Raw genomic sequence first — 14,299 nt, forward strand, 5'->3', positions numbered from 1 at the left:
GTGAACTCAGACTTCGTAGCCAAAGCTGCGGATCACGGCCTTGGCGGCGTCGCTGCGCAAAAAGGCCATGAAAGCCGTAGCAGCAGCCTTGTCTTTGCCTGTGTTCAGCACGATGGCATCCTGCCGCAAGGGGCTGTGCATGGCGGCAGGCACCACCCAGGCCGAGCCTTGGGGGATCTTGCCGTCCACCATCACCTGCGACAGCGCCACAAAACCCAGCGCGGCGTTGCCGGTAACCGCAAACTGGTAAGCCTGCCCAATGCTTTCGCCCTGCACCAGCTTCGGTTGCAGGCTGGCCGCGAGGCCCAGCTTGGTCATCGCCTCCACTGCAGCCGCGCCGTAGGGAGCCAGTTTGGGGTCGGCCAGGGCCAGGTGATCAAAACGCCCGCCGCGCAGCACCTCGCCTTTGTCGTCCACCACTCCGGCTTGGCGGCTCCAGAGTACCAGGCGGCCCGTGGCATAGGTGAACTGCGAGGCGGCCACGGCGGAGCCTTCTTTGCCCAGGCGCGTGGGGGCTTCGTCGTCGGCAGACAGCAAGACCTGGAACGGCGCGCCGTTCTTGATCTGCGCATACAACTTGCCCGTGGAGCCCACCACCACCGTCGCCTTATGGCCGGTGGCTGCGGCAAAGGCGACGGCAATTTTTTGCACCGGTGCACTGAAGTTCGCAGCCACCGCTACGGTGACTTCTTCGGCATGCAGGGCGCCGCTGGCGAATGGGGCCAGCAGGGCCAGCACACGGGCCCCATGCAGAATTTTTTGCCGGAAGTTCATGGAAACATCGTTATTCCAAAAAAGGATAGCGTAGCATAGCCCACATGACATCTCCCCCTTCTTTGAGCGGCGCAGGGCTCGCCGGTGCGCTGGGCCACGAGGCGGCAGACAAGCGGCTGGACATCTTGCGCCGTATCGGCCAAGTCGGCTCCATTTCTGAAGCCGCGCGCGGCGCGGATGTGAGTTACAAGGCCGCCTGGCAGGCCATCGACACGCTGACCAACCTGGCCGGCGCCCCACTGGTAGAGCGCACCGTGGGCGGCAGTGGTGGCGGTGGCGCGCAGCTCACAGCCACCGGCCTGCAGCTGCTGGAAGCCGCCGACACCCTGGCCGCCCTGCGCCGCCAGGCGTTGGCCCAGGTGGCCCTGCGCCATGCCCCGGCGGACGGCGTGGCGCCGCGCCTAGCGGGCTTGGGCCTGCGCACCAGCATGCGCAACCAGTTGCCCTGCCAGGTGCTGGCACTGCAGCGCGCCGGGCGCGCCATGCAGGTGCGCCTGGGCCTGAGCGATGGCAGCACGGTGGTCTCGCGTATTACCCGCGAAAGTACGGAGCTACTGGGCCTGGCGGTGGGCGGCGAGGTATTGGCCTTGGCCAAGGCCACGGCGGTGAGCGTGGTGACCGCACCGGCCACGGGTGTGGCCACGGTGAACCGGCTGCATGGCACGATCGCGCGGCTGGCGCGCTCCACGGCGGGGGACGAAATTGTGCTGACGCTGGCCTGTGGCCTGCAGATGGTGGGTTTTGCCGCACCAGGCCTGCAACTCAAGGTGGGCCAGGCCGCGGTGGCGGTGTTTGACGATGCGGCCGTGGTGCTGGCAGTCGGGGGCTAAGCCAAATCGCTCCTATTTCAGGAGCTGTTCGCGCAATATCCACGCGGGCTAGCGCCCTATTTTGCTTAGATTCTGACTGCTGCGGCCTGCGCCGCATCGATGAAATCGGACACCAGCGTGAGCTGCGCCGGCACATTCAGCGCTGGCGCATGGCCACAGCCCGCCACCTCCACCAGTTGCAAGCGCCCGGCAGCACCGGGCCCCCGCGTGGCCATGGCCTGCACGGTTTCGCGCAGCACCAGATCGGACTCTGCGCCGCGCAGGCACAGCACGGGTACCTGAATCCGGTCGTAGTGCTCCCAGATGCGGTAGTCGTCCGGGTGCGCGGTGAACTGCTGCACCATGGCCGGGTCGTAGTGCGGCGTCACTCGGCCATCGGGCAGGCGGCGCGTGGAGGTTTCGGTCAGGCGGCGCCACTGCGCGTCACTGAGCCAGCCGTAGGGCTGGTAGACCTGCCGGAAGAAAGCTTCCAGCTCCAGCACGGTGTCAAACGCCGGTGGCTTGCCCGCGTAGGCACGGATGCGGTCCAGTGCTGCACGGGCCAACTCGGGTGCGTTGTCGTTGAGCGTGAGGCTCTGGATGCGGCCTTGCAGCTGCGGCTCAAACAGCCCGCTGGCGCACACCGTGCCAATGGCCCCTCCCATGGAGGTGCCCACCCAATGGGCACGCGCAATCTTCAGCGCGTCCAACAGATCCGCGGCCAGGCGGGCGTAAAACCGCAGGCAGTACTCCTCGGCCGGCTTGCGGCTCCACTGGCTCAGGCCGCGTCCCGGGGTGTCGGGGCAGATGACGCGGTATCGTGGACTCAGGTGTTGGGCCAGCTCGTCCATGTCGCGGCCCGTGCGCGCGAGGCCGTGCCAAGCGATCACCACCGGGGCATCGGCTGCGCCCCACTCGGTGTAGTGCACTTCGTAACCCGCGCAGCGCAGGTAGTGGGAGGTGGGTGTTGCGGTACTCATGACTTGCTCCCCAGGCTGGCCGCCCGCAGGCGCCCCACCACGCCGGTCGGAAAGTAATAGACCGACAGCACAAACAGCACGCCCAGCCAGAGCAACCAGCGGTCAGGTGACAGCAGTGCGGACAACCACGGCAAGCTGGCTGCCGCCTCGCTGCCCACGCGCAGCAGGTCCTGCAGATAACTTTGCGCCACCAGAAAGAGGACTGCGCCGACGATGGAGCCATACAGCGTGCCCATGCCGCCGATCACCACGATGAGCAGCACGTCCATCATGATCTCGAAGGACAGCGAAGTGTCCGGCCCGTTGTAGCGCAGCCAGAGCGCCAGCATGGCACCGGCCAACGTGGCAAACACGGCCGAGAGGATGCTGGAGATGGTGCGGTACACCACCACGCGGTAACCAATCGCTTCGGCGCGGAACTCGTTTTCGCGGATGGCCTGCAGCACGCGGCCAAACGGGGAATTCACGATGCGCAGCAGCGCGAGGAACAGCACTGTGGCCACTGCGAACAGCAGATAGAAGCACAGCAAGCGACCATCGAGCGAGGCCCCCAGGAACGGGGTTTCGCTGAACTCAAAGCTGGGCGACAGCACCGCCGGCACCTTGAAGGTCAGGCCATCTTCGCCGCCTGTGAATTCATGCAGCTGCGAAGCCAAGGTGAGGAAAGCCGAGGCTACCGCCAGCGTGATCATGGCGAAGAAAATGGCACGCACACGCAGCGAAAACAGGCCGATGAGCCAAGCCAGCAACAGCGATACGACCAGCGCCCCCCCTACGCCCACGCCCAGCGCACTCCAGGTGGCGCCCAGGCGTGTGGTGGCAATGGCAATGCCGTAGGCCCCGATGCCAAAGAACATGGTGTGCGCAAAGCTCACGATGCCGGTGTAACCCAGCAGCAGGTCAAAGCTGGCCACCAACACGATAAAGACCAGCACCTTGGCCGCCACGTTGAGCGCCTTGACGCCGGGGAAGATAAACGGTGTGAGCGCCAGTGCGAGCACCAGCACGGTCAGGATCAAGGCAAGCCAGCGGCTGCGTGGCAGGTCGTTGGAAAGAATGCGAGTGAGCATGGTGTTTCCTTCAGCGGTTTGCCACGGGGTAGACGCCTTGTGGGCGCCACAGGAGGATGGCCACCATGAGCGCGATGTTGGAAAACAGCGCCACTTTGGGGACCAGAAAACCGGTGTAGTTGGCCATCAGGCCCACCAGCAAGGCACCAATCAGCGCCCCGCCAGTGGAACCCAGGCCACCGATGATGATGACGATGAAGATCAGCACATTGACCTGCGCGCCCATTTGCGGTGTCACGGTCTGCTGGTAGAGGCCCCACATCACGCCGCCCAGGCCGGCCAGCGCGCTGCCCACCACAAACACACCGATGAACAGGCGCTTGATACGGTAGCCCAGGCTTTCCACCATCTCACGGTCCTGCACACCCGCGCGGATCAGCAGGCCGATCTTGGTGCGACCCAGCACCCAGGCCAGTGCAGCAAACACCGCCAGCCCCACCACCACCGCCATGAGGCGGTACTTCTCGATGGCCGCATCGCCCAGCAGCACCGCACCGCGCATGCCCTCTGGCAGTGGCAGCGGAATCTGCGCGGGGCCCCAGACCACCTTGATGAGTTCCTCACCAATGATCATGCCGCCCATGGTGATGAGGATTTGCTTCAGGTGCTGGCCATACACGGGCCGCACGATGAAACGCTCAAACGCCAGGCCCAGCGCACCTGCCACCGCCATGGCTACCAGCATGGCCGGGAACACCGCCACCAGGTTGCGCCACAGCTCCGTGGAGCCGGTCCAGTCTCCCATGGACCCCATTACCGTGGTGGCCACAAAGGCGCCCAGCGCAATGAACACGCCATGGCCAAAGTTCAGCACGTCCATGAGGCCGAACACCAGCGTGAGGCCCGAGGCGATGATGAAAACGATCATGCCCATGGCCAGCCCGGCCACGGTCAGCGTGAGCCAGGTGCTGGGCGAGCCCACCAGGGGCAGGGCCAGCACGGCCAGCAGCGGCACCAGGGCCAACGGCTTCCAGTCGAAATCCAACTTTTTCATAGTGACAACCCCAGCAGCGTGCGCTGCAGCGCTTCGTCTTCGGCCAGGGCCTGCATGGCGCCCGCGTGCACTACGCGGCCATCGTCCATCACGGCCACCTGGTCGCCCAGGCGTTTGGCGAAGCTGATGTTCTGTTCCACCAGCAAGATGGTGGTGCCGGTCTGCTTGAGCTGGGCAAACGCGTCGATCATGTTGTTGATGATGGCGGGCGCCAGGCCCTTGCTGGGCTCGTCCACGATGAGCAGCTTGCGCGGTTCCACAATCGCACGCGCCACGGCCAGCATCTGCTTTTGCCCGCCCGAGAGCTTGCCCGCGGGGTGGTTCCAGAATTTCTCTACCGCGGGGAACAGCGAGAAGATCCACTTCAGGCGCTCGCCATCGATGTGCTGCGCACGCTTGGCTTTGCGCGCGGCCAGCAGCATGTTCTCCTGCACCGTCAGGTCGGCAAAGATGCCCATGTTTTCGGGCACATAGGCAATGTCCAGGCTCGCAATCTGCGGAGTCTCGGTGGCGGTGATGTCTTTGCCGTCAAACACCACACGCCCCTGGCTCGCATGCCACAGGCCCATGATGGTGCGCAGCGTGGTGGTTTTGCCCGCGCCGTTGCGACCCAGCAGCATGGTGAGCTGGCCGCGCGGCACTGCCAGGTCCACGCCATGCAGGATGTGGTACGCGCCGATATGGGTATGCACCCCTTCAAGGGTGAGCAAATTATTGGCGGCGGCGCTCATGCGGCCTCCTTGTCGGCAGGCGCAACGCCCAGGTAAGCCTGTTGCACCACGGGCGAGGCAATGACGTCCGCCGGATCGCCATCGGCCACCAGTGTGCCGTTGTGCAGCACGATGATGCGGTCCGCCAGTTCGCGCACCACGTCCATCTTGTGCTCCACCAGCAAAATGATTTTGGTCGGGTCTTGCTTGAGTGCACGGATCAGATTGAGGATCACAGGCGCCTCATCGGCACTCATGCCGGCCGTGGGTTCATCGAACATGTAGACATCGGGGTCCAGCGCCATGAGCAGCGCCACTTCCAGCTTGCGCTGGTCACCATGCGGCAGGCTGGCCACGGTGGCCTCCTGTTTGTCGCGCAGGGCCACGTTTTGCAATATCTCCAATGCACGCTCGGTCAAGGCGCGGTGGTCGCTCCAGATGCTCCAGAGGTTCAGGCCGCGCAGGTGCTTGCCTTCCTGCGTCGCTTGCACCGCCAGGCGCACGTTCTCCAGTACGCTGAGGTTGGGGAACAGGTTGGTGAGTTGAAACGCCCGCCCCAGCCCGGCCCGCGTGCGTGCCGAGGGGCTCAGGGACGACAGGTTGACCCCATTGAGATACACCCTGCCCTGCGTGGCCTGCAGCTGGCCCGAGATCAGGTTGAAATACGTGGTCTTGCCCGCGCCATTGGGGCCGACGATGGCGGTCAAGGTGCCAGGCAGGAAATTGCAGCTGACAGCATTCACCGCCACGTGGCCGCCAAAGCGGATCGTGAGGTCTTTGGTTTCAAGCATAGGGTCCCCGCTGGTCGGGGTGAAGAGAGGCGGCACCGCAACAGTGCCGCCGGAACATCAACGCTGGTTACGAACCGGAACGGTCATTTCTTCGGCCTTGATCTCGCGGATCAGCTCGGGCACACCCCAGGCAAAGGCCGGGTCCACCTTGATCTTGAAGTGGTACATGCTTTGCATGGCTTGGTGGTCTTCCTTGCGGAAGGTCATCTTGCCCTTGGGCGTGTCAAAACTCATGCCTTCCATGGTCTTGATCAGCGTATTGGCACTGGTGTCGCCATTGCTGTTTTTCAGCGCGGTGACCACGGCCATGGCGGCCGAAAAACCACCGGCGGTGAAGAAGTCGGGCGGAGCCTTGAACTGGCTGTAGTGGCGCGACACCATGGCTTCGTTCACCGGGTTCTTGGGCATGCCAAAGTAGTAATAAGCGGCGCCTTCCATTCCGGGGAACTGCTTGTAGGCCACCATGGCTGGCAGGATGTTGCCGCCCGTGGCAATCTCGATGCCGTGGCGCTTGAGGTCCATGTCCGCGATCTTGAAGGGGTTGCCACCGGCCCAGATGATGAAGATCACCTTGCGGCCGGGCTGGTCCTTGAGTTTGTCGATCAGGCGCTGGCCACCGGCCGTGAAGTCGGTGGTGGCGGGCGGCAGGTATTCCTCGTGGACCAGCTTGGCCTTCTTGATGGCTTCCTTGAAGGCCTTCACGCCGTCGCGGCCAAAGGCGCTGTCCTGCGCCATGGTGGCAATGGTCACACCAGCCTTGTCCAGCGCCACGGCGTTGGCAATCGCGTCCTGGCTGCTGTTGCGGCCAGTGCGGAAGATGTACTTGTTCCACTTGTCACCGGTGATGGAGTCGGCCACGGCGGGCTCGACCAGCAGAATCTTTTTGTATTCCTCGGCCACGGGCAGCATGGCCAGCGCCACGGGCGATGCGGTGGGGCCCACGGCCAAGTCCACCTTGTCGTCGCCATACGCAGCGGCCAGCAGGCTCTTGCCCTGGTCCGGTTTGCCCTGGTCGTCTTTTTCAATCACGACAATCTTTTTGCCAGCAACCGTCATGGTGCCGCCGGTGGCGTAGTCCAGGCCCATCATGAAACCGGTCTGGGTTTGCTTGCCATAAGCTTCCAGCGGGCCGGTCTTGCTGTAGATGTGGGCGATCTTGATTTCTTTGGACTGCGCAAAAGCAGCACCAGAAATCAGGCCGGCGCACAGGCTGGCTGCGATGAGCGTGGCACGGGCGGCCCAGCGGGGGTGGTGCATGTCTGTCTCCTGTTGTTGTAGCTTGATATTGTTCAATTTGCACATAACGTGCCAAAACGCAAGTGATTGATTTCATTCAAGAAAATCACAACAACACCAATAAATCGCCACAATATGCCTGATATTCAGACATTTTCATCGTCTGAAATTTAGTCATATGCCTATTATTCAGACAGCTCTAAACGTGCGTACAGGGTGGCACGCGAGATGCCCAAGGCCTTGGCCACCGCCACTTTGTTGCCGCCAAGGGCCAACATAGCGTCGCGTATGGCCTGTGCCTCCAGCGCAGCGATTTGCTCCGATAAAGGCCGCACCACGGGCGGCACGCTGGCAGCCGGCTCAGGGCCCGGGGGAACGCGCAACGCGGCCTGCAGAGGCTGCACGCCGGACTCAGTCAGCACCGCTGCAAACACATGGGCCTCCACACGGGCAGTTTCGCTGCGCATCACCGCCTGCTCCAGCACATTGCGCAACTCACGGATATTGCCGGGCCAGGGCTGGGCTTCCAGCAGGGCCAGTGCCTCGGGCGTGAGTTCAGGCGGCGGCAGGCCGCTACGCAGCGCCACGTCTTCGCCCAGCACCTCCAGCAGCGCCGCAATATCCGCCCGCCGCTCGCGCAGCGGCGGCACACGGATCGGCAGCACATTCAGGCGGTAGAACAAATCTTCGCGGAAGGTACCCGCACGCACCAGGCCCGCCAGGTCGCGCGAGGTGGCAGCAATCACACGTACGTTCACAGGCAGCAGCTTGTTGGAGCCCAGCGGCTCGATCTCGCCCTCTTGCAGCGCGCGCAGCAGCTTGCTTTGCAGGGCCTGCGGCATGTCGCCAATCTCGTCCAAAAACAGCGTGCCGCCATCGGCCAGGCGGAATTTGCCGTCGCGGCCCTTGCGGTCGGCCCCGGTGAAGGCGCCGGGCGCATAGCCAAAAAACTCGGCCTCCAACAGCGTCTCGGGCACGGCCGCAATGTTGACGCTGATGAAAGGGCCGCGCGCCCGGCTGGACGCAGCGTGGATGGCATGGGCCAGCAGCTCCTTGCCGGTGCCGGTTTCGCCCAGCAGCAGCACCGGGCTGCTGGAGAGCGCAGCACGGCGCGCATGGCGCTTGACCTCCACCGCCGCCGGACTCAGCCCCACAAAACTGGCAAAGGTGTATTTGGACTGGCGCTGGCCCGGGGCCTGCAGACGCTGGGTGGCCAGCTCGCGCCGGGCGTCGTCCAGGTCGCGCTGCAGCAGCGAGAACTTGTCGATCAGCGGCTGCAGCGTGGTTTCGGCGTGGTCAAACAACACAATACCCAAGGCACCGATGACCTGCCCCGCCGCGTCGCGCAGCGGAATGCGGCTGACCACAAAGGTGCCCGCGCGGTTGGTCAGCAGGTCAATGAGGATGGGCTTGCCGGTCTCCAGCACCTGGTGCATCTGCGTGTTGTGCACCACCATGGAAACGGGGTGGCCCACAAAGTCTTCTTCACGCTCAAAACCCAGGGCCGGCAAAAAACGTTTGTACTGCTCGTTGATCCACACCACGCGGGCCTGGCGGTCCACCAGCATCATGCCTTCGCTCGCACTGGAGAACAGCGCAAACATGGAGCGCGCTGCCAGTTCCAGGATGCTCTGGGCGTCGCGCGGCAGGGAGTCAGAGATGGGCATGCGGCAATGTTAACGCAGGAACAGCCCCTGAATTGCTATGAATTCAGGAGCTGTTCGCGCAATATCCACGCGGGCTAGAGGCCTATTTCATGCCGAAACCGGCTTACCCAATCGCTTCGATGTTTTTGCGGGAAATTCGCTTGAAGACCCGTGGCAGGACCAGCACCGCAGCCACCACCACCAGCAGAGTCACCGACATGGGGCGCTGCAGGAACACCATGGCACTGCCCTCACCAATCGACATGGCGTTGCGCAGCTGGGCCTCGGCCAGAGGGCCCAGGATCATGCCCACAATCACCGGTGCGGTCGGGAAGTTGAAACGGCGCATCACGAGACCCAGCACGCCCACGGCATAAAGCAGGAACAGGTCAAACGCGCTTTGACGCATGCCATAGGTCCCCACCGTCGCAAAAATCAGGATGCCGGCGTAGAGCTGGGCCTTGGGCACCTTGAGCAGCTTGACCCAGAGGCCCACCATCGGCAGGTTCAGCACCAGCAGCATGATGTTGCCAATGTAGAGCGAAGCGATCAGCGCCCACACCAGGGCCGACGAGCTGCTGAACAGCTGCGGGCCAGGCTGGATGCCGTAGTTCTGGAACGCGCCCAGCAACACCGCGGTGGTGTTGGACACCGGAATGCCCAGTGTCAGCAGCGGGATCAACGCCGTGGTCACAGTGGCATTGTTGGCGGCCTCGGGACCAGCCACACCTTCAATGGCGCCCTTGGTGCCGAACTCGGCCCGGTGCTCGGGTTTGGCAAGCTTTTTCTCGGTGGCGTAACTCAGGAAGGTCGGGATCTCGGTACCACCGGCGGGGATGCAGCCAAACGGCGCACCAATTGCGCTGCCGCGGATCCACGCGGGGATGGAGCGTTTCCAGTCCGAGGCCGTCATGGTGACGCGACTCATCTTGTTTTCGGTCTCCACCACCTTGCCTTCAAACAGCACGGCATGCAGCGCCTCGGCCACCGCAAACAGGCCCACCGCCACCAACACGATTTCCACACCGTCCAGCAGCTCAGGCATGTTCCCGGTGTAGCGTGCCTGGCCAGTGATCTGGTCCATGCCAATCAGGCCAATCGCCAGACCGATGAACAAAGCCGTCAGCCCGCGCAACGTGCTCTGGCCCAGCACTGCGCTCACCGTGGTGAAGGCCAGCAGCATCAGGCAAAAATATTCGGGCGGGCCCAGCTTGACCGCGTATTCGGCCACCAGCGGCGCAAACAGCGTGACAACGATGGTGGCAATGGTGCCAGCCACAAAGGAGCCGATGGCAGCCGAGGCCAGTGCAGCGCCCGCGCGCCCGCTTTTGGCCATCTTGTTGCCCTCCATGGCAGTGACCATGCTGGAGGTTTCACCGGGGGTGTTGAGCAGGATGGAGGTGGTGGAGCCACCGTACATCGCGCCGTAATAAATGCCAGCAAAAAAGATCATGGAGGCCGTGGCCTCCACCTGGGTGGTGATGGGCAACAACATGGCCACCGCAGTAGCCGGGCCAATACCGGGCAACACGCCCACCGCGGTACCCAGCGCGCAGCCCACAAAGGCCCACAGCAAATTGACGGGCGTACCCGCCGTCATAAAACCCTGAAGGAGTTGGTTCCAGATATCCATCACAGCCACCCGCTTTGCGTCAAACCTGGCAAGCTGATAGCCAGAAACTTGGTAAACATCCAGTACACCGGTGCGGAAATGAGAACTCCCACCACCGCGTCCAGCAGCCAAGAGCGTGCGCCCCCGGCAGGCTGCCCCTGCGACATGCGCACACCGCGGGAGGCGAGCACAAAACACAAGGTGCAGCTGAAGATAAAGCCGATGGTGGTGATCAAGGCGCCATTAACCAGCAGGCCTGCCGACATCCAGACAAAACCTAGCCAGTAAGGTAGCGGTTCGTCTTCGTCAGCGTCCAGGTCCCGAAAGCCACCGGTGCGGGACTCCCACAACAGAAAGCCGCCGCACAGCAACAACGCCAAGGATACGACCCAAGGCAAGAAATCCGGGCCCACGCCCGCGTACCCTGCCTCGGAGGGGATAACCCAGGCCCCGGCAGCCAGCCCGAGTGCAATCAAGAGCACCCCCAGAGCCAGCGCCGTTTGCTGGCGCACTTTGATCACCGCACGCATCACAACATGCCGGCCAGATGCATCACACCGCGCAGGCTGGAGAACTCGTTGTCCACGAAGTCATCAAACGCCTTGCCGGTCAGCACGGCGGGAGTCCAGCCGTTCTTTTCCAGGGCCTCGGCCCAGGATTTGGACTTGGTGGCCTTGACCACCATCTCGGTCAGCGCAGCGCGCTGTTCGGCCGTGATGCCAGGGGCACCGTAGACCGCGCGCCAGTTGCCCAGCACTACATCAAAGCCCTGCTCCTTCATCGTCGGGATGTTGGGAATGCCGGGCAAGCGTTTTTCGGATGTCACGCCAATCGCGCGCATCTTGCCCGCGGTGATGTACTCGGCAAACTCGCTGTAGCCGCTGCCACCCACGGTGACGTTGCCACCCAAAATGGCTGCGGTGGCTTCGCCGCCGCCACGGAAGGCCACGTAGTTCACCTTCTTGGGGTCCACGTTGACCTTGGTGGCCAGCATGGAGGCACAGATGTGCTCTGTGGAACCACGCGAACCGCCGCCCCACTTCACGCTGCCGGGGTCTTTCTGCATCTGGGCGACCACATCTTTCATGGTCTTGAGGGGGGAGTCGGCAGGCACCACAAACACGTTGTATTCGCTAGTGATACGTGCAATGGGCGTGGCCTTGTCCAGGGACACGGCGGGCTTGCCGGTGATGATGCCGCCCACCATCACGGCGCCGGTGATCAACATGGCATTGGGGTCACCCTTGGCGGCGTTGACAAACTGGGCCAGGCCGATCACGCCGGCGGCACCGCCCTTGTTTTCGTACTGCACGGTGTCTGCCGCTTTGGCATCAATCAGGGCTTTGCCCAAGGCGCGGCCTGTGCCGTCCCAGCCGCCACCGGGGTTGGCAGGGATCATCATCTTCAGGTTGGCAGCGGCACGGGCCGACAGGGGCAAAGCACCCGCTGCAGCCAAAACGGCCATGGACTTCAGAAAGGTATCGCGACGCATGGGATGTCTCCTAGTGTTGAATGCAGGCCCTATGATGCGAGCCCAGCCTGTCAAACGGCTGTCCAAACGCCTAGGGAAAACCCCATGCACTTGTTGCTCATCGAAGACGACCCCGCCCTGCATACCACCTTGCAACGCAGCCTGGTGCGTGCGCAAATGCGGGTGGATGTCTGCAGCGATGGCCGCCTGGCGCTGGACCACTGGCGCAGCGCCGAACCCGATGTGGTGGTGCTGGACTTGAGCCTGCCGGGGGTCGACGGCCTGGACATCCTGAAAGCGGCGCGGGCCGAGGGCCTGGGCACGCCGGTGCTGATCCTCACCGCCCGTGGCACCGTGGGCGACAAGGTGCTGGGGCTGAACGCCGGCGCCGACGACTACCTGCCCAAGCCCTTTGACCTGGACGAGCTGGAAGCCCGGGTGCGCGCCCTCTACCGCCGCCACGGCAGCAGCAGCCCCGGCGCCAGCCCGGACTTGCAACTGGGCGCTTTGCGGCTGGACAAAAGCAGCGGTGCGCTCTACCACCGCCAACAGATCATGGACCTGAGCCCGCGTGAGCTGGCCCTGGTGGCAGCCCTCATGGCCCGGCCGGGCCATGCGGTGAGCAAGGAGCGCCTGTTTGAAGTGGTGTTTCCGGGCGAGGCGGACGTGCAGTTTGAAGCCATTGAGGTGGTGGTGTACCGCCTGCGCAAAAAGCTGTCCGCCACTGGCGTGGCCCTGGTCACCCTGCGCGGCCTGGGCTATTTGCTCAAGGCCGAAGGCTGACATGACGCCCAGCCACCACGCCCCCTTGTCGTTGCGGCGCAGCCTGCTGCTGGGCATCCTGCTGCCCATCGTGCTGTTTGTGGTGGTGGACACCGTCAGCCTGTACCGCCAGGCGCTGGGCGCGGTCAACACCGCCTACGACCGCACACTGCTGGCTTCGGCCAAGGCGATTGGCGAGTTGCTGGACATTGAAGGCGACGGCCCGCAGGCGCGGCTGCGCGCGCAAGTGCCCTACTCTGCGCTGGAGGCCTTTGAAGCCGACAACCGCAGCCGCATGAGCTACCGCATCTCCGATGCCAGTGGTCAGTGGGTGGACGGCGCCGAAGACCTACCGGCCTGGCGCGGTACCCTGCCCAACCAAGGGCCCTACGCCGCCCTGGTGGACTTTTACGACGACAGCTTCCGGGGCGACCCGGTGCGCGTGGCCGTGCTGCTGCAGCCTGTGGCCACACGGCGCGAACGCACCATGGCCATGGTGCAAGTGGCCGAAACGCTGGAGCTGCGCCGTACGCTGGCCCGACAAATCCTGATCGACACGCTGCAGCGCCAGGCGATCCTGATCACCGTGATCACCGCCGTGGTGCTGGTGGTAGTCCAGCGTGTCACGCGCCCGGTGCGCCGCATGAGCAGCGAGCTGCAACAGCGCCCCGAGGACGATCTGACGCCACTCAACGCCGCCCACCTGCCACTGGAAATACGCCCGCTGACCGAGGCCACCAACCAGGTCATGCAGCGCCTGCAGCACCTGCTGGACCACCAAAAACGTTTTGTGCGTGACGCGGCCCACCAGCTGCGCACGCCGCTGGCCGTGCTCAAGGTGCAGGTGCAGTCCGCGCTGCGCGGAGACGTGCCGCCCACGGAAGCCTTGCAAGAGATCCAGACCACGGTGGACCGTGCCACCCAGTTGGCCAACCAGATGCTCTCGCTGGCCAAGGTGGAGCAGGTCAAGCAGCAGCAGGATTTTTCTACGATGGATTGGGCCGAGCCCCTGCGTGCGGTAGCCCTGGACGTGTCGGCCCTGATTGCCGAAAAAGACCTGGACTTTGACATTCGCACCGAAGCCAGCCTGGTACATGCCCACGAATGGATGTTGCGCGAAATGGCGCGCAACCTGCTGCACAACGCCATCCGCCTGAGCCCGCGGGGTGGCCGCCTCAGCGTACGCCTGCTGCAGCAGGATGGCATGGCCGAGCTTCACATTGAAGACAGCGGCCCCGGCATTTCCGACGAACTGCGCCTGCGCCTGTTCCAGCCCTTTGCTGCGGGCCACGCACACTCGGGCTCCGGCCTGGGCCTGACCATCACGCGCGAAATGGTCAAGGCGCTGGGCGGCAACATCACCCTCACCAACCTGTACGAACAGGGCCTGTGCGTGGGTCTGGATGCCTGTGTACGATTGCCCCTCCACACTTCGCCCACCTGA

At 63.9% G+C, this 14,299-nt stretch carries 14 protein-coding genes; 3 read left to right on the forward strand and 11 right to left on the reverse strand.

Features of this window, described 5'->3' with window-relative positions:
- Nucleotides 1-6: 6 nt before the first annotated feature.
- Nucleotides 7-774 (reverse strand): molybdate ABC transporter substrate-binding protein, encoded by a 768-nt coding sequence (modA, locus tag AC3WS7_RS03755; RefSeq protein ID WP_492655411.1) that lies wholly within the window; start codon nucleotides 772-774, stop codon nucleotides 7-9.
- Between the two features lie 44 nt (nucleotides 775-818).
- Here modA and AC3WS7_RS03760 point away from each other — a divergent pair, with 44 nt between their 5' ends.
- Nucleotides 819-1,604: a TOBE domain-containing protein gene (locus AC3WS7_RS03760; RefSeq protein WP_492655412.1), complete on the forward strand. Its 786-nt coding sequence runs from the start codon at nucleotides 819-821 to the stop codon at nucleotides 1,602-1,604.
- A gap of 65 nt (nucleotides 1,605-1,669) precedes the next feature.
- On the opposite strand, the gene AC3WS7_RS03765 is transcribed toward AC3WS7_RS03760, so the two are convergent.
- The 10 genes from AC3WS7_RS03765 to AC3WS7_RS03810 all read right to left on the reverse strand — a co-directional run bounded on the left by AC3WS7_RS03765 (nucleotide 1,670) and on the right by AC3WS7_RS03810 (nucleotide 12,114).
- Nucleotides 1,670-2,563 (reverse strand): alpha/beta fold hydrolase, encoded by an 894-nt coding sequence (locus tag AC3WS7_RS03765; protein ID WP_492655413.1) that lies wholly within the window; start codon nucleotides 2,561-2,563, stop codon nucleotides 1,670-1,672.
- A complete protein-coding gene (locus tag AC3WS7_RS03770) occupies nucleotides 2,560-3,633 on the reverse strand; it encodes a branched-chain amino acid ABC transporter permease (protein WP_492655414.1) in 1,074 nt (357 codons plus the stop codon). Before AC3WS7_RS03770 ends, AC3WS7_RS03765 begins: the two co-directional genes overlap by 4 nt.
- 10 nt (nucleotides 3,634-3,643) lie before the next feature.
- The gene (locus tag AC3WS7_RS03775; RefSeq protein ID WP_492655415.1) at nucleotides 3,644-4,627 is read right to left on the reverse strand and encodes a branched-chain amino acid ABC transporter permease; all 984 of its coding nucleotides are present in this window, start codon (nucleotides 4,625-4,627) and stop codon (nucleotides 3,644-3,646) included.
- Nucleotides 4,624-5,358: an ABC transporter ATP-binding protein gene (locus tag AC3WS7_RS03780; protein WP_492655416.1), complete on the reverse strand. Its 735-nt coding sequence runs from the start codon at nucleotides 5,356-5,358 to the stop codon at nucleotides 4,624-4,626. Before AC3WS7_RS03780 ends, AC3WS7_RS03775 begins: the two co-directional genes overlap by 4 nt.
- Nucleotides 5,355-6,128, reverse strand: coding sequence for an ABC transporter ATP-binding protein (locus AC3WS7_RS03785; protein WP_492655417.1), 774 nt, complete (start codon nucleotides 6,126-6,128; stop codon nucleotides 5,355-5,357). Before AC3WS7_RS03785 ends, AC3WS7_RS03780 begins: the two co-directional genes overlap by 4 nt.
- A 57-nt stretch (nucleotides 6,129-6,185) precedes the next feature.
- The gene (locus AC3WS7_RS03790; RefSeq protein WP_492655418.1) at nucleotides 6,186-7,385 is read right to left on the reverse strand and encodes a substrate-binding domain-containing protein; all 1,200 of its coding nucleotides are present in this window, start codon (nucleotides 7,383-7,385) and stop codon (nucleotides 6,186-6,188) included.
- Nucleotides 7,386-7,549: 164 nt separating this feature from the next.
- Entirely contained in the window at nucleotides 7,550-9,031 is a 1,482-nt protein-coding gene (locus AC3WS7_RS03795) for a sigma-54 interaction domain-containing protein (RefSeq protein ID WP_492655419.1), read from the reverse strand.
- 103 nt (nucleotides 9,032-9,134) lie between these two features.
- Nucleotides 9,135-10,643, reverse strand: a complete 1,509-nt coding sequence (locus AC3WS7_RS03800; RefSeq protein ID WP_296469763.1) for a tripartite tricarboxylate transporter permease — start codon at nucleotides 10,641-10,643, stop codon at nucleotides 9,135-9,137.
- The gene (locus AC3WS7_RS03805; RefSeq protein WP_492655420.1) at nucleotides 10,643-11,152 is read right to left on the reverse strand and encodes a tripartite tricarboxylate transporter TctB family protein; all 510 of its coding nucleotides are present in this window, start codon (nucleotides 11,150-11,152) and stop codon (nucleotides 10,643-10,645) included. The genes AC3WS7_RS03800 and AC3WS7_RS03805 overlap by 1 nt, the downstream gene beginning before the upstream one ends.
- Nucleotides 11,152-12,114 (reverse strand): Bug family tripartite tricarboxylate transporter substrate binding protein, encoded by a 963-nt coding sequence (locus AC3WS7_RS03810; RefSeq protein WP_492655421.1) that lies wholly within the window; start codon nucleotides 12,112-12,114, stop codon nucleotides 11,152-11,154. Before AC3WS7_RS03810 ends, AC3WS7_RS03805 begins: the two co-directional genes overlap by 1 nt.
- Nucleotides 12,115-12,198: 84 nt before the next feature.
- Here AC3WS7_RS03810 and AC3WS7_RS03815 point away from each other — a divergent pair, with 84 nt between their 5' ends.
- Nucleotides 12,199-12,876, forward strand: coding sequence for a response regulator transcription factor (locus AC3WS7_RS03815; protein WP_296469772.1), 678 nt, complete (start codon nucleotides 12,199-12,201; stop codon nucleotides 12,874-12,876).
- Nucleotide 12,877: 1 nt separating this feature from the next.
- Nucleotides 12,878-14,299 carry a sensor histidine kinase gene (locus AC3WS7_RS03820; protein ID WP_492655422.1) on the forward strand — a complete coding sequence of 474 codons (1,422 nt, stop codon included), beginning with the start codon at nucleotides 12,878-12,880 and terminating at the stop codon, nucleotides 14,297-14,299.

It is taken from the genome of Rhodoferax sp. EU05-FHT12H12 (genome assembly GCF_058791215.1).